This is a genomic window from Nonomuraea montanisoli (assembly GCF_013363975.1).
GTDB classification, from domain to species: Bacteria; Actinomycetota; Actinomycetes; order Streptosporangiales; family Streptosporangiaceae; genus Nonomuraea; species Nonomuraea montanisoli.
Genome location: NZ_JABWGN010000008.1, coordinates 273738 through 289345, shown reverse-complemented (window position 1 = coordinate 289345; position 15608 = coordinate 273738). Strand labels below are relative to the sequence as shown.

Annotated in this window: 12 protein-coding genes; 6 read left to right on the top strand and 6 right to left on the bottom strand. The window is 72.3% G+C overall.

The window, feature by feature from the left end; translation table 11 throughout:
* The first annotated feature begins 67 nt into the window (after positions 1-67).
* A complete protein-coding gene (locus HTZ77_RS22160) occupies positions 68-628 on the top strand; it encodes a TetR/AcrR family transcriptional regulator (RefSeq protein ID WP_175591561.1) in 561 nt (186 codons plus the stop codon).
* A gap of 3 nt (positions 629-631) precedes the next feature.
* Here HTZ77_RS22160 and HTZ77_RS22155 read toward each other — a convergent pair whose 3' ends face one another.
* The 5 genes from HTZ77_RS22155 to HTZ77_RS22135 are packed head-to-tail and all read right to left on the bottom strand — an operon-like array spanning position 632 to position 7427.
* Positions 632-1882 carry a right-handed parallel beta-helix repeat-containing protein gene (locus HTZ77_RS22155; RefSeq protein WP_328808696.1) on the bottom strand — a complete coding sequence of 417 codons (1251 nt, stop codon included), beginning with the start codon at positions 1880-1882 and terminating at the stop codon, positions 632-634.
* A gap of 60 nt (positions 1883-1942) precedes the next feature.
* Positions 1943-3730: a glycoside hydrolase family 13 protein gene (locus HTZ77_RS22150; RefSeq protein WP_175591559.1), complete on the bottom strand. Its 1788-nt coding sequence runs from the start codon at positions 3728-3730 to the stop codon at positions 1943-1945.
* Positions 3731-3734: 4 nt separating this feature from the next.
* Positions 3735-4538 carry a sugar ABC transporter permease gene (locus tag HTZ77_RS22145; RefSeq protein WP_175591778.1) on the bottom strand — a complete coding sequence of 268 codons (804 nt, stop codon included), beginning with the start codon at positions 4536-4538 and terminating at the stop codon, positions 3735-3737.
* 32 nt (positions 4539-4570) lie between these two features.
* Entirely contained in the window at positions 4571-6139 is a 1569-nt protein-coding gene (locus HTZ77_RS22140) for an ABC transporter permease subunit (RefSeq protein WP_175591558.1), read from the bottom strand.
* A 4-nt stretch (positions 6140-6143) separates the two neighbouring features.
* Positions 6144-7427 carry a sugar ABC transporter substrate-binding protein gene (locus tag HTZ77_RS22135; RefSeq protein ID WP_175591557.1) on the bottom strand — a complete coding sequence of 428 codons (1284 nt, stop codon included), beginning with the start codon at positions 7425-7427 and terminating at the stop codon, positions 6144-6146.
* 308 nt (positions 7428-7735) lie between these two features.
* Between HTZ77_RS22135 and HTZ77_RS22130 the strand changes: the two genes are divergently transcribed.
* The 3 genes from HTZ77_RS22130 to HTZ77_RS22120 all read left to right on the top strand — a co-directional run bounded on the left by HTZ77_RS22130 (position 7736) and on the right by HTZ77_RS22120 (position 11854).
* Positions 7736-9340 (top strand): glycoside hydrolase family 13 protein, encoded by a 1605-nt coding sequence (locus HTZ77_RS22130; RefSeq protein WP_175591556.1) that lies wholly within the window; start codon positions 7736-7738, stop codon positions 9338-9340.
* A gap of 262 nt (positions 9341-9602) precedes the next feature.
* Complete coding sequence (locus HTZ77_RS22125; protein ID WP_175591555.1) at positions 9603-10994, top strand: sensor histidine kinase; 1392 nt, start codon at positions 9603-9605, stop codon at positions 10992-10994.
* Positions 10995-11023: 29 nt separating this feature from the next.
* On the top strand, positions 11024-11854 hold the full coding sequence (locus HTZ77_RS22120; RefSeq protein ID WP_235994960.1) for an SAM-dependent methyltransferase: 831 nt from the start codon (positions 11024-11026) through the stop codon (positions 11852-11854).
* 55 nt (positions 11855-11909) lie between these two features.
* On the opposite strand, the gene HTZ77_RS22115 is transcribed toward HTZ77_RS22120, so the two are convergent.
* Positions 11910-13247, bottom strand: a complete 1338-nt coding sequence (locus tag HTZ77_RS22115; RefSeq protein ID WP_175591554.1) for a cation:dicarboxylate symporter family transporter — start codon at positions 13245-13247, stop codon at positions 11910-11912.
* Positions 13248-13383: 136 nt separating this feature from the next.
* On the opposite strand from HTZ77_RS22115, the gene HTZ77_RS22110 reads away from it, so the two are divergent.
* Both HTZ77_RS22110 and HTZ77_RS22105 read left to right on the top strand, forming a co-directional pair.
* Positions 13384-14877: an ATP-binding protein gene (locus HTZ77_RS22110; RefSeq protein WP_175591553.1), complete on the top strand. Its 1494-nt coding sequence runs from the start codon at positions 13384-13386 to the stop codon at positions 14875-14877.
* Positions 14874-15542 (top strand): response regulator, encoded by a 669-nt coding sequence (locus HTZ77_RS22105; RefSeq protein ID WP_175591552.1) that lies wholly within the window; start codon positions 14874-14876, stop codon positions 15540-15542. Before HTZ77_RS22110 ends, HTZ77_RS22105 begins: the two co-directional genes overlap by 4 nt.
* Positions 15543-15608 lie beyond the last annotated feature (66 nt).

The window sequence follows — 15608 nt, the reverse complement described above, 5'->3', positions numbered from 1 at the left end:
CTTCGAACAGCCAAAAGACTGGCCGGACGTAGCCATACACCGTATGGCTATCGCTAGCATACGCTGTATGGCTGTCAGTGCGCGCAGGGGTGCCCCCCTGACCCCCGAGGAGATCCACTCGACGGCGCTGCGGCTGGTGGAGGAGGGCGGCGTCGAGGCGCTGTCGATGCGCAAGCTCGCCGCGGTCCTCGACGTCAACCCCATGTCGCTCTATCACCACGTCGCCAACAAGACGGCGCTGATCAGCCAGATCTGCCAGACCATGGCCGGGCGCCTGGCACTGCCCGACAATCCGGGGTCGCCGTGGCAGGAGCGGCTCCGCGATCTCGCCCACGCCTACCGGCGGATGGTCCAGCGCTATCCGTCGCTGTGGGCCTACATCCACACCCACCCCGAGGCCGTCGGCGACCACCAGGGCGGGATCTGGGACGTGCTGTTCCCGATCCTGGCCGACGCGGGCGTTCCGGAGGAGGAGCGGACGACCACCGCCGACGTGCTCCACGGGTTCGTGGCGGGGCTGGTGGTGACCGAGCGCCAGGGCCACATCGGCCGCGACGACCCGGCGCAGGCGGACCGCGTCTACGAGACGGCCATCGACATGATCATCCGCGGCCTCCCCCACCCCTGACCGTCAGGGCTGGTAGGCGCCCGCCGACGGCGGCGACGACAGCGGCCGGCCCGCGATGTCCGAGGTCAGGGCCGTGCCGCCGAACCAGGCCGCCGACAGCGGCAGCCCGTTGCGCAGCGCCGGGGAGCCGGCCCGCAGCCGCAGGTCGGTGCGCGAGACGAAGCGCGGGTCGGCCATCGCGGTCCTCGCGCCGGGCCGGAAGCGGGCCGAGCGGCCCTTGTAGACGCCGCCCGCCTCGTCGGCGCCCCTGCCGTCCTCGTAACCGGCCTGCCCGCCGACCTCGACGGCGTTGTTGCGCAGCCGCAGGACCGACGGCGAGCAGCCGCCGTGGCAGGACCAGCCGACGGTGCGCCGCCCGGTCAGGTACACCGAGTTGTGCGCCGCGATCGTGCCCAGCACCGGCCCCACCACGTGCCGCGGGCCGCGGGTGACGAGGAACGAGCTCTGCTGCAGCGACGAGGTGACGACGTTGAAGGCGAACACGTTGCCCGTGGCCGTCTTCCCCTTCATCGCCCCGAGCTCGGTGAACGTCTCGTTGTCGTGGGCGCGGTTGTAGGTGACGAGGTTGCGGTCGCCGTCGAAGATCTCGACGGCCGCGCCGTCGCGGCCGTAGTCGCGGCTCGCCGCGTCGCTGCCGGTGATCGTGTTGCGGGTGACGAGGTTGTCGTCGCCGTTGAGCAGGATGCCGAACGCCCCGGAGTCGTTGTCGGGGGTGTCGTCGTTGACGCTCATCTTGTCGTTGTCGGCCATGACGCTGTCGCGCACGACGTTGCGCGAGCCGGTCGGGGTGATCCAGACGCCGGTGATGTTGTGGTCGGCCCGCACCCCCGACAGGTGGTTGCCGTCACCGCCGACCTCGAAGCCGGCCCACAGGCATCCGGAGGCGCGCAGGCCGCTGATGCGCCAGTGGTCGCCGCTGACGACGACGCAGTTGCCCTCCTCGCCGCTGATCGTGGCGAGGGGGCCCTTGCCGTACGGCTGGACGACGATGGGCCGGGCGGCCGTGCCCTTGGCGGACAGGGTGAGGGTGCCGGTCCACCGGCTGCCGCGCTTGAGGCTGACCGCGTCACCGGGCTTCAGGTCGGCGGCGTTGACCTTGTCGAGCGAGCGCCACGGGGCGGTGGCGCTGGTGCCGGCGGCCGAGTCGTCGCCCTTCCTGGAGTCGACGTAGTACGTCGTGCCCGCGCTCAGCGTGGCGCCCGTGTGGAACGGCAGCAGGGCCGACGTCAGGACGGCCGCTGACAGAAAGTTCACGCTCACCACGCCCGGTCATCAAGTTGAAGGCTCAAGGAGGCAGGGCGTTAACGTATCGGCTCACCGGGCCAGACGCCAGATCCGCAGCGCGGGTCCGTCGCCCGGGATCGCGTTCGTGTCCGAACTGTTGTAGACGGGGACCGCCGGCCCGGGCAGCGGCAGCGGGGCTCCGGGCGCGCGGCGGGCGCTCACGAGCAGCGTCTCGGCCTCGCTCTCCCGGGCGAACACCAGGTGGTCGGCGTCGGCGTGCAGCCAGCGCAGCCCGCCGTGCCGCAGCGCCGGCTCGGCGCGCCGCAGCCCGAACAGCTCCCGGTAGGCCGCGAGGGTGGCGAGGTCCTGGTCGGCCGGCCGGTCCCACGGCATGGGGGTGCGCGCGTGCTCGCCGTTCACGCCGGTGAGGCCGAACTCGCTGCCCGCGAACACCATCGGCGTGCCCGGCAGCGTGGCCTGCAGGCCCAGCGCCACCAGGTGGAGGGCGCGGGAGCCGGTGACGGTGCGGATGCGCGGCGTGTCGTGCGAGTCGAGGAGCTGCCACGAGTGGACGAGCGAGCGCCACGACATGCGCGCGGCGAACGTCCGGACCGTGGCCAGGGCCGCCGTGCCGTCGCGGGCGGGCACCCCGCCGGGCACGCCGAGGAAGGTGGCCAGGTCCAGGCCGGAGCCGCGCAGCCAGGTCCAGACGGGGCGCGTGAAGCCTCCGTAGTTCATGGTGCCGTGCCAGCCGCCGCGGTCGAGGTCGCCGGTGGCGTCGTGGGAGTGCTCGGCGACGAGCGCCACCCCGGGCCCCAGCTCGCGCCGCAGCAGCGCCGCGACCTCGTGCGTGAGGTCGTCCGCCCCGCGGCGCCCGGTCATGTTGGCCACGTCCACGCGCCATCCGTCGAGCGGCCCCAGCCACCGCCGGAGAACGGCCGGCACGCGGGAGCGCACCAGGTCGCTGCGCCAGTTGAGCTTGGGCAGCGTCTTGACCCCGAACCACGCCTCGTAGTCGCCGGTGTCGGGGTCGAAGAAGAACATCTCGCGCTCGGGGGCGTTCACGTCGGACACGGCGGCGGTGAACCACGGGTGGGTGTCGCCGCAGTGGTTGGTGGTGATGTCGCCGAGCAGCCGCATGCCGCGCTCGTGCACCGCGTCCGCGAGCCGCCGCAGCGCCTCCTCGCCGCCGAGCAGCGGGTCGATCCGGTCGAACGCGGCGGCGTCGTAGCGGTGGTTGGAGCGGGCCGGGAAGATCGGCGTGAGGTAGACGGTGTCGACGCCGAGCGCCTGGACGTGGTCGAGGTGGCGGACGACGCCGTCGAGGTCGCCGCCGTAGAACTGCTGGGAGGTGCCGGGGCCGCTCGGGATGACCGGGTCGCGGTCCCAGTCGCGCGGCAGCGCCCAGCCGGGCAGCGGCCGGGACGCGCCGGAGCGGCCGAAGCGGTCGGGGAAGATCTGGTAGACGATCGCGTCGGCCATCCAGGCCGGCGGCGCGTCGTGGGCGACGAGCCGGAAGTCGGTGTCGTCGGTCACGTCGTGCGCGAGGAGGCCGCCGGCGGTGAGCCACGCCTGGCCGCGGGCCGTGAGCAGCAGGAACCGGTAGCGGGTCACCGGGTTCACGGCGGTGATCTCGGCGCGCCACCACACGTCGTCGGGGCCGTACCCGGTGACGTCCGAGGACGTCCTGAGCTCGTCCACGGCCGCCTCGGTGAAGCGGGGCTCGCCGTCCTCCACCGTGCGGACGTGCACGGCGGTGACGCCGGCGGCGCGGGGCGCGCGCAGCCGGACCGTCACCCGCGAGCCGAGCGACGGCGCGAGGTCGGACACGTAGAGCGCGGAGCCGTCGTGGTGCGGCTCCCCGGCGAACAGCAGCATGCGCCTATCCCTTCACGGCCCCGGCGGTCAGGCCGGAGACGATGAACTTCTGCAGCCACAGGAACACGCCGACCGTCGGGATCGCGGTGATCAGCGTGCCCGCGGCGAACATGCCGAAGTTGGCGTTGCGCTGGTCTCCGGCGATCATGCCGAACATGCCGACGGCGAGCGTCTTGCTCTCGGGGTCGCGCAGGAACACGCTGGCCATGATGAACTCGCTCATGATCCCGATGAAGGCGAGCAGCCCGGTCACCGCCAGGATGGGGGTGACCAGCGGCAGGATGACCCGCCAGAAGATCTGCGCGTGGGTGGCGCCGTCCACGGTGGCCGCCTCGTCCAGCTCCTTCGGCACGGTGTCGAGGAAGCCCTTCATCAGCCACGTGTTCGCGCCCAGCGCCCCGCCCAGGTAGAGCAGCATGAGGCCCCACACGGTGTCGAAGCCGATCGCCGGGTACAGCTCGGTGACCCGCGTGAAGATCATGAAGATCGTCACGATGGCCAGGAACTGCGGGAACATCTGGATGAGCAGCAGCGCCAGCAGTCCCACCCGGCGCCCGCGGAAGCGCATCCGGCTGAAGGCGTAGGCGGCCATCATCGACAGCATGAGGCTGGCGAACGACGCGGCCAGGGCGATGAACACCGAGTTGAGGAACCAGCGGGCGAACGGGTAGCGGTCGTTGCCGAACAGGTCGGCGAAGTTGCCGAGACTGGCCCCGTTCGGCACGAGGTCGGTGGAGGCCAGCGTGCCGAGCGGGTTGATCGCCGCCGATACCACGAAGAGGATCGGCACCAGGGCGAACACGCACATCAGCAGCACGAAGCCGTGCCGGAGCGCGAGCTTCACGCGTAGACCTCCTCCTGCTTGCGGGTGCGGCGGAAGGCCACCGCCGAGATGACGGCCACGAGGGCGAAGATGAACACCGAGATCGCCGCCGCGAAGCCGAACTGCGCGCCGCCCGCGCCGAAGGCCAGGCGGAAGGTGTAGGTGATGAGCAGGTCGGTCGCGCCCACCTGCGGGCTCTCCGCCGGGAACGGCCCGCCCTCGCTGGTGAGCTGGATGGCGTTGAAGTTGTTGAAGTTGAACGCGAACGACGAGATCAGCAGCGGCGTGAGCGCCACCAGCAGCAGCGGCAGCGTCACCTTGCGGAACCCGTGCCAGGGCGAGGCCCCGTCGATGGCGGCCGCCTCGGTCAGCTCGCGCGGGATCGCCTGCAGCGCGCCGGTCGTCACGAGGAACATGTACGGGAAGCCGAGCCAGAGGTTGACCAGGATGACCGCGGCGCGGGCCGTGCCGGTCTGGCCGAGCCAGTCGACGTTCGTCCCGAAAAGCTGGTTGATCAGGCCGAAGTCGCGGTTGAACATGTCGCGCCACACCAGCAGCATGGCGAAGGACGGCATCGCGTACGGCAGGATCAGCGCGATCCGGTAGATCTTGGTGCCGCGCATGCGGGGGTGGTGCAGGGCCAGGGCCACCGCCATGCCGAGCACGAACGTGCCGCCGGCGGAGGCCAGCGCGAACACCAGGTTCCAGCCGAAGACGCCGAGGAAGTACCCGGAGATCGTCGGATCGGTCAGGACCCGGGTGAAGTTGCCGAACCCGACGTTCACCTGCCAGCCCTGCGCCAGGTGATCGCCCCGGGCGTTGACGAAGTAGCCGCGCGCCCCGTCGGCCCTCCAGGGGCCGTTCTCGCCGTTGACGCAGTCGCAGGCGGCGTCGTAGACGAGGCTGGCGCGGCCCTCGACGGCGCGGCTCAGCCCGTTGGCCTTGATCACCCCGCCGCGGGTGGGCACGGCGAGCTTGGAGATCTCCTGGCCGCGGGCGGCGGCCTCGGGCGCCTTGAGCACGGTGAAGCCGGGGGCCCGCAGGACCTTGCCGGTGATGCCGACCTGGGCGCCGGTCACCGGGGCGAGCCCCCGGCCGGAGCCGGCCTGCACCTGCTTGGTCTTGGGGTCCACGAGCAGGAACACCAGCTCGCCGTCGCGCACCGCCGCGGTCAGCGCGTACTCGGGCGAGCCGGGGGCCTGCCGGACCGAGCCGGTCTCGATGGCGGTGACGGCCGCCTGCTTGTCGCCGCGGTGCCCGTCGCCGAAGTTGGTGAACGCGGTGCTCACCGTGTACAGGACGGGGAAGACCTGGAAGGCGAGCAGGCAGACGGTGCCCGGGATGAGGTATTTCGCCGGGACGAAGCGCCGGGTCAGGTAGAGGAAGGCGATGCCCGCGCTCGCCGCGCAGAGCAGCGCGAGCGACACCCACGATCCGTCGGCGGCCAGCGGCGGGGCGGCGTAGAGCAGGAGCGCGGCGGCCACGGCCAGCACCGCGACCCTGCTCACCACGAACGCCGTGGTGACCTCCCGGCGCGGCCGCGGACCCCTGCGGGTGTCCGCGGCCGCGTGCGCGTCGTGCGCCATGGCGTCAGTTCTTGAGCGAGGAGTCGATGGCCTTCTGCGCCGCCGCGGCGGACTTGGCGGCGTCGCCGCCCTTGACGACCGCGGCCTCGGCGATGCCGAACGGCTCCCAGATGGCCGCCATCTCGGGGATGGCCGGCATGGGGAAGCCGTTCTTGCCGGCCTCCATGAACTTGCCGGCGTCGGCGTCGGCCGCCTGGACCTCCTGGAGCGCCGCGGTCAGCGCCGGCGGGCGCGGGTCGGCCTCGTACAGGGCCTTGGCGACGTCCTTGTTGGTGACGTAGTTGGCGACGAACTCCTGCGCCAGCGCCTTGTTCTTGCCCTTGGCGGCGACGAAGAACGACTGCACGCCGACGAACGGGGTGGCCGGCTTGCCGCCCTTGAACGACGGGACGGGCGTGATGTCGTAGGGGAAGCCGCCCTTCTTCACGTCGCCCATGGCCCACGGGCCGGAGATGAGGAAGGCGCACTTCTTCGCGGCGAACGTGGCGATGTAGTTCTCGTTGGTGATGGAGGTCTTGAGCGCCCCCTCGCCCTTCTCGCCGAGCTCCTTGAGCCGGTCGAACGCCTTGACCGAGTCGGCCGAGCCGACCAGCACCTTCTTGGGGTCGGGGTCGCCCGTGGCGGTCGCGCCGAACAGGGCACCGCCGCCGGAGGCGAAGATCGGGTAGACGTGGAAGGCGTCGCCCTTCTGGGCGACCGGCAGGCAGAGCACCTCCTTGACCTTGCCCGCCGCCTTGAGCGCCTTGCCCTTGGCGACGAGGTCCTCGATCGTGGCGGGCGCGTCGGGCGCGAGGTCGGTGTTGCGGATCAGCGCGATGTTCTCCACCGCGTACGGCGCCGCGTAGACCTGGCCGTTGAAGGTGACGGCCTTCATGGCGATCTCGGGGAAGGCGGCCTTCTGCTCCTCGGTGAGGTTGACCGGGTCGATGGCGCCGTTCTGCACGAGGTTGCCGATCCAGTCGTGCGCGCCGACCATGATGTCGGGGCCGCTGCCCTGCTGCGAGGCGGTCAGGAAGACCTGCTGGTTGTCCTTGCTGATCTCCTTGACCTCGGCGGTCACACCGTTCTCGGTGCCGAACTGCTCGGCGAAGGGCTTGAGGGCCTTGACCCGGTTGGGGTCGGCCCAGATCACGAGCTTGCCGCCCTGGGCGGCGGGCGCGGTGGCGCCGCTCGACCCGGTGGGCGCCGCCGAGGGCGCGGCCGGCTCGCCGCCGCCGCAGGCCGTCACGGCGACCGCCAGTGCGGAAAGGGCCGCCAGATGTGCCGCACCCATGGCTCGCTTGCGCATCGGACCTCCTGAGGTCACGGAGGGAGCGGCGACGCGGGAGAGGCGCCGCCGCTGGAAGATCCATATGGCCGCCTCAGCGGCGGCTCGTGTTTCCGCGACGTTAGCGAGACTTTGCAAGAATTGGAAGAACTTGCAGAAAGCGTTACCGGATCCAGACCCGTCATGACCCCAGGTTGACCCGAGAACCCCCGCTCTGACCGGCCCTAGAGGCATCCATGCAAGTTTCCGCAACTTGCGCTTGACCTCCGGCGAGCGCACAGGTCATCCTGCATCGGAACGCGAACCACCCATGGGGGAAGAAGGACGACATGGCCACCACGCCGCACCCGCCGCCCGGCGCCCGGCCCGCCGCTGGGCCGCTGCCCGGCACCGCGACCGACGACGACTGGTGGCGCGACGCCGTCGTGTACCAGGTGTATCCGCGCAGCTTCGCCGACGCCGACGGCGACGGCATGGGCGACCTGCCCGGCGTGCGCGCCCGGCTCGGCTATCTAGGCGAGCTCGGCGTCGATGCCCTCTGGCTGAGCCCCTTCTACACCTCGCCGCAGGCCGACGCCGGCTACGACGTGGCCGACTACCGCGACGTGGACCCCATGTTCGGCACGCTGGCCGACTTCGACGCGCTGGTCGCCGAGGCGCACGCGCTCGGCATCCGGGTCATCGTCGACCTGGTCCCCAACCACTCCTCCGACCGGCACCCCTGGTTCCAGGAGGCGCTGCGCGGCGAGCGCCGCGACCGCTACATCTTCCGCGACGCCCCCAACGACTGGGAGTCGGTCTTCGGCGGCCCCGCGTGGACCCGGACGCCGGACGGGCAGTGGTACCTCCACCTGTTCGCGCCCGAGCAGCCGGACCTCAACTGGGAGAACCCCGAGGTGCGCGCCGAGTTCCGCGACATCCTGCGCTTCTGGCTCGACCGGGGCGTCGACGGCTTCCGCGTCGACGTGGCCCACGGCATGATCAAGGACGCCGGGCTGCCGGACGTCGGGCCCAAGGAGGGCCGCCAGGTCGAGCTGCTCGGCGACGAGCGGGTGCCGTACTTCGACCAGGACGGCGTGCACGACATCTACCGCGAGTGGCGGCCGATCCTCGACTCCTACCCCGGCGGCCGGATGGCCGTGGCCGAGGCGTGGGTGGCCTCGCCCGAGCGGCTCGCCCGCTACGTGCAGCCCGACGAGCTGCACCAGGCGTTCTCGTTCGACTTCATGATGGCCGACTACCACGCCAAGTCGTTCCGCACGGTCATCGAGAAGTCGCTGGCCGAGGCCGAGCTGGTCGGCGCGCCCACCACGTGGGTGCTGTCCAACCACGACAAGCCGCGCCACGTCACCCGCCACGGCGGCCTGGCCCGCGCCCGCGCCGCCACGCTGCTCATGCTGGCGCTGCCCGGCTCCGCCTACCTCTACAACGGCGAGGAGCTGGGCCTGCCGGAGGTCCTCGACCTGCCCGACGAGCTGCGCCAGGACCCGGCGTTCAAGCGCAGCGGCGAGAGCCGCGACGGCTGCCGCGTGCCGCTGCCGTGGACCACCGGGCCCGGCTGCGGCTGGAGCGAGCCGTGGCTGCCGATCCCCGAGGACTGGCGGGAGCTGTCGGCCGAGGCGCAGCAGGACGATCCCGGCTCGACGCTGAACCTCTACCGGGCGGCGCTGCGGCTGCGCAGGGAGCACCCGGCGCTGGGCGGCGGCACCCTGCGCTGGCTGGAGGTCCCGGCGCCGGAGCTGCGCGAGGACGTGCTGGCGCTGGAACGCTCCCCGGGGCTCGCCGTCGTGCTCAACACGGGCGAGGAGCCGGTGTCGCTGGCCGAGCTGGGGCTGTCCGGCGAGGTCCTGCTGTCGAGCGGCCCGCAGCCCGACCCCGGCGCGGTGGCCCCCGACACCACGATCTGGCTGCAGCTCGGCCCCGAGACCGCCTGACCCGGCCCCCCACCCGCTTCCGATCCCCCGCCCGTCCCGCGCCCCCTCCCTGCACGGCGTCGCGGGACGGGCCCCCACAGGGCACCCGGTCGCGACCGCGCCAGGCGCGCGCCCGGGCGCGTCCCGCGTGAGGGCCCGTCGTCCGTGGGCGCGTCCCTGAGAGGGCCTGTCCGAGCGCCGGACGGGCGGGGCCGGCGGGCATTGGGGGAATCTTTTCCTTCACGCGACTAACGGCGAATGTCACGGTTAGTAACCTCGGGGCGTGTCCCGCATCTGGGCACGCTCCCTGCGCGGACGTGTCACGCTCGTCACGACGCTCGTCGCGGCGGTGCTGCTGATCCCGTTCGGGATCGGGGCGGTCACCGTGACGCGCGCCTGGGTCGCGGCCAGCGTGTCACGCGACACCCGCAACACCGCCGAGCGGATCGCCTCCGAGGCCCGCGCCGGAGCGTTGTGGCGGGGCGGCCGGATCCCGGTGCTCGACCCCACCGTGCCGCTCATCCAGATCGTCAACCCCCAGGGCACCGTCAGCGCGGCCAGTGACGGGGCCGCCGCCATGCCGCGCCTGAGCGACGTGTGGCCGACCCCCGACGACCGCGTCATCACCTCACGGCCCTGCGTGCCGCAGATGTGCCTGTACCTGACCGCCGTCCGCGTGTCCCTCGAGGCGGACTCCAGCGTCGTGTACGCCGGGCGCCGGGCCCCCGCCGTGCTGAGCGACCACACCCTGGAGACCGTGGCCGCGATCGAGATCGCGATCCTCATCGGCATCACCGGCTGGGCCACCTGGATGATCATGGGGCGCGCCCTGCGGCCGGTGGCGGCCATGCGCGCCCAGCTCGACGAGATCCAGGCCAGCGACCTGAGCCGCCGCGTGGTGCAGCCGGCCGGGGACGACGAGCTGTCCGGGCTGGCCGCCTCCATCAACGGCACGCTCGCGCGCCTGGAGCGCTCGGCCCGCCAGCAGCGCCAGTTCGCCTCGGACGCCTCCCACGAACTGCGCACCCCCATCGCCGGGCTGCGCGCCCAGCTGGAGAGCGCCCAGCTCTACCCGGAGGACACCGACCTCGACGCCCTCGTGACCAGCGCGCTGCGCGACACCGACCGGCTGGAGGCGATCATCACCGACCTGCTCCTGCTGGCCCGGATCGGCTCGCGCGCGGACGACGCCGCGAAGGAGTGGGTGGACCTCGGGGAGCTGGTCCGCGAGGAGCTGTCCGTCCGCAAGGACCGGGTCCCGATCCGGCTGGCGGTCGAGGACGGCGTGCTCGTCCAGGGCGTGCGGCTCCAGCTCGCCCGGGTGCTGACGAACCTGCTCGACAACGCCGAGCGGCACGCCGACCGGTACGTCAGGGTGTCGGTGGGGTGCGAGGACGGCGTAGCCGTGCTGGCCGTGGAGAACGACGGCGCGGAGATCGCCGCCGTGGACCGCGAGCGGATCTTCGAGCGGTTCACCCGCCTGGACGCGGCGCGCAGCCGCGACGCGGGCGGCACCGGGCTGGGCCTGGCGATCGCGCGGGACGTGGCGGTGGCCCACGGCGGCGAGCTGACCGTCGAGGACTGCCAGGGCGGCGCGCGCTTCGTGCTGCGCCTGCCCTCGACGCCCTGCCGGACCGACAGACCTGCCGAAAAGCCTGGGACATCAGGGGTTTGAGTGGCTTCAACTCCCTCATATCCGGAATCATGGACGCCATGATGGAGCAGGCGCCGGTGGGCATCGATCCGCACGTTCCCAACGCGGCGCGGATGTACGACTACTTCCTCGGCGGTAAGGACAACTTCCAGGCCGACAGGGACCTGGCGGACATGGTGCTCAAGGTGATGCCCGACATCCGGGTCGGCACCCAGGAGAACCGCGCCCTGATCGGCCGGGTGGTGAAGTACCTGTGCGACCAGGGGATCACCCAGTTCCTCGACCTGGGGTCGGGGCTGCCCGCGCGGGAGAACGTGCACGAGGCCGCCCTGCGGCACGTCCCCGACGCCCGGGTGGTGTACGTGGACAACGACCCGGTGGTGGCCACCCACGGCCGGGCCCTGCTGGCCGCCCCCGACCGGGTGGCGATGGTGCAGGCCGACGCGCGGCGGCCGGAGGAGGTCCTGGAGCACCCCTCGGTGCGCGCTCTGATCGACTTCGAGCGGCCCGTGGCGCTGCTCATGATGTTCTTCCTGCACCTGGTGCCGGACGAGGACGACCCGCAGGGGTTCGTGGCCCGCTACCGTGAGGCGCTGGCGCCGGGCAGCTACCTCGCGATCTCGCACGTGGGCACCGACAGCGCGCCCGAGCAGGTGCGCCGGGTCAGCGACTTCTACAAGCAGGCCAACGCGCCGTTCTGCCCGCGTCCCGGGGCGGAGATCGCCGCGTTCTTCGGCGACTTCGAGCTGATCCCGCCCGGACTGGCGACCGGGCTGGGCGAGGAGACCGGCTGGCCGTTCGTCGACCCGAAGAACCCTCCCCTGATCGACGAGGAGATCGCCCGCATGGGGTACGCGGGCATAGGCCGCAGGCCGTTCTGACCCGGGCGAGGCCGGGCGCCCACGAGGGGCGCCCGGCCGATGCGGCTCAGGGGAGTCAGACCGGCGACATCTCCCGGTCGGCCTGGGCCGCCGGCGGCTCCGGCTCCCGCTCCTCGTCGTCCAGCAGCGTGGCCTCGTCGAACGGGTCGTGCCCGGCCAGCACCCGAAGGGCCCGCTCCCGGTCGAACCCGCCCGTCCACGTGCCGACCAGCACGGTCGCCACGGCGTTGCCGGCGAAGTTGGTCAGCGCCCGCGCCTCGGACATGAACCGGTCGATGCCGACGATGAGGCCCACGCCGTCCACCAGCTCGGGGCGGTGCGACTGGAGCCCGCCCGCCAGCGTGGCGAGCCCGGCCCCGGTCACGCCGGCCGCGCCCTTCGAGGCGATCATCATGAACAGCAGCAGCCCGAGCTGCTCGCCGAACTGCAGCGGGTCGCCCGTCGCCGAGGCGATGAACAGCGTGGCCATGGTCAGGTAGATGGCGGTGCCGTCGAGGTTGAAGGAGTAGCCGGTCGGCACGGTGATGCCGGCCACGGTGCGGCTGACGCCCATGTGCTCCATCTTGGCGATGAGCCGCGGCAGCGCCGACTCCGACGACGAGGTGGACAGGATGAGCAGGAACTCCCGGCCCAGGTAGCGCAGCAGCGACCACAGGTTGATCCGGGCGACCAGCCACAGCAGCGTGCCGAGCACGACGCCGACGAACAGGGCGCAGGTGATGTAGAAGGCGGCCATGATGACGGCCAGGCTCTTGAGCGCGTCGAGGCCGGTGGCGCCGACGACGGCCGCGATCGCGCCGAACGCGCCGACCGGCGCCGCCCACATGATCATGGCGAGGATGCGGAACACCAGCCGCTGGATGTGGCCGATGGCGCCAAGGATGGGCGCGCCCTTGGGGCCCATGGCCTGCAGCGCGAAGCCGGTGAGCAGCGCCACCAGCAGCGTCTGCAGCACCTGTCCCTCGGTGAACGCCGACACGAGCGTGGTCGGGATGATGCCGAGCAGGAAGTCGACCGTGTTCGTCGCCTCCCCCTTGGCCGCCTCGGCCGCCGCCGCCTCCTTGGCCGCGGCGGTCAGGTGCAGGCCGCTGCCCGGGTCGATGAGGTTGCCGACCACCAGCCCGATGACCAGGGCTACAGTCGACATGACGAGGAAGTAACCGAGCGCGAGCCCGCCGACCTTGCCCACGCTGGCGGCCTTGGTGACGGAGCCGACGCCGAGCACGATCGTGCAGAAGATGATCGGGCTGATCATCATCTTGATCAGTGCCACGAATCCCGTGCCGAGCGGCTTGAGCGCCAGGCCCACGTCCGGCCAGACGAATCCGACCACGATTCCGGCGAGCACGGCCACGATGACGGCCAGATAGAGGTAGCGGGTGCGGTCACGCATGGGCGGCTCTCCAAGCGTCGTGGACGAGTGTTCTCTCTGCGTGACTATGCGGGCGGGGGTGACCCAGGTCACCATTGCGTAAGTTTCGTTCACCGGATCCGCGACGGACGAGGTGAAGAGTGACGAAGAGGTCCGGATGCGACAGTGGAGCCTGGCGGGGCAGATGCTGCTCCTGCAGCTGGTCGTGATCGCCGTGGCCGTGGCGGGCGGCGCCGTGCTGGAGTCGGTGCTGGCGCGCGAGGTGGTGAGCGGGCAGGCCGCCGCCACCTCCCAGGCCGTGGCGCTCAGCGTCGCGGCCTCCCCCGACGTGCGGGCGGCCCTGGCCGGCCCGTCGCCGACGACCCGGCTCCAGCCGTACGCCGAGCGGGTGCGCCTGGACACCGGCGTCGACTTCGTCACCATCATGAAGCCGGACGGCACCCGCTACACCCATCCCAACCCGGCCGAGATCGGGCGGCGCTTCCTCGGCCACACCGAGCAGGCGCTGCGGGGCCACCCGTTCACCGAGACCTACACCGGCACGCTCGGCCCGTCGGTGCGCGCCGTCGTGCCGGTCCGCGTCGGCGGCTCCGTCACGGCGCTGGTCAGCGTGGGCATCAAGGTGGAGAAGGTCAGCGCCGAGCTGTTCGTGATCCTGGTGTGGACGGGCCTCATCACGGCGCTCGCCCTCGGGCTGGGCGCCGGCGGCACGTGGCTGGTGACCTCGCGGCTGCGCCGCCAGACCCACGGGCTCGGGCCGTTGGAGCTGAGCCGCATCCACGAGCACCACGACGCCGTCCTGCACGCCGTACGGGAGGGCCTGCTGCTCGTCGGCAAGGACGGCACGCTGACGCTCTGCAACGACGCGGCCCGCCAGTTGCTGAACCTGCCGGAGGACGCCGAGGGGCGGCACGTGGCCGACCTCGGCCTCGCCGACGTGCTGACCACCCGGGAGGAGCGCGTCCACCTGGTCGGCGAGCGCGTGCTCGCGGTCAACAGCGCGGCCAGCCGCCTCGGCACGGTCGTCACCGTACGCGACCACACGGAGCTGCAGGCGCTGGCCGGGCAGCTCGACGCCGAGCGCGGCTTCGCCGAGGCGCTGCGGTCGGCGGCGCACGAGGCGGCCAACCGGCTGCACACCGTCATCACCCTGGTCGAGCTGGGCCGCACGGAGCAGGCGGTGGCGTTCGCCACGGCCGAGCTGCGGGCCGCGCAGGAGCTGACCGACCAGGTGATGGCCGCGGTGCGCGAGCCGGTGCTGGCGGCGCTGCTGCTCGGCAAGAGCTCGGAGGCGGCCGAGCGCGGCGCCGAGCTGGTCATCAGCCCCGACAGCGACCTCGACGACCTCGGCATCGACACGCGGGAGCTGGTCACCATCCTCGGCAACCTCATCGACAACGCCATCGACGCGGCCTCGCGGGTGGAGGTCTGCCTGCGCGCCGACGCGGGCGAGCTGCTGATCCGGGTGGCCGACGACGGGCCGGGGCTCACCTCGGACGAGGCGTTCCGGCGCGGCTGGACGACCAAGGGCGACGGGCACGGGCTGGGCCTGGCGCTGGTGGGCCAGGCGGTGCGGCGGCTGGGCGGCGCGATCCACGTGGAGGGCTCGGTGTTCGCCGTGCGGCTGCCGGTGCCGGAGCGGGTCCGATGATCACCGTGCTGGTCGTCGAGGACGAGGAGATCACCGCCGAGGCCAACCGCATCTACGTGGAGCGGGTGCCCGGCTTCCGGGTGGCCGGGGTGGCCCGCTCGGGCGGCGACGCGCTGCGCTTCCTGCGGCACACGCCGGTGGACCTCATCCTGCTCGACCTGTACCTGCCGGACATGCACGGGCTGGAGGTGTGCCGGGCCGTACGGGCCGGCGGGCTGCTGTGCGACGTCATCGCGATCACCTCGGCGCGCGACCTGGCGATGGTGCGCTCGGCGGTGTCGCTGGGCGTCTCGCAGTACCTGCTCAAGCCGTTCGCGTTCGCGGCCCTGCGCGACAAGCTGACCCGCTACGCCGCCTTCCGCGGGGAGGCCGGCGAGATCGTCGGCCAGGGCGACGTGGACCGGGTGCTGGGCACGCTGCGCGGCACCGGCGGCGAGCTGCCCAAGGGCATGACGCAGGACACGCTGGACACGGTCGCGGCCGAGCTGCGCAACCGGCCCGAGGGCGTCTCGGCGCAGGCCGTGGGGACGGCGGCCGGGGTGTCGCGGGTGACGGCCCGCCGCTACCTGGAGTACCTGGTGGAGCGGGGCGTCGCGGTGCGCTTCCCCCAGTACGGCGGGGTCGGCCGTCCAGAGTTGCTCTACCGGATACCCACGGAACGTTAATGGCGCTGACGCTGGTCGTTCAATCCGGGCCTCTAGCTTCTGGGTGCATCCCACAGCACTGAGGAG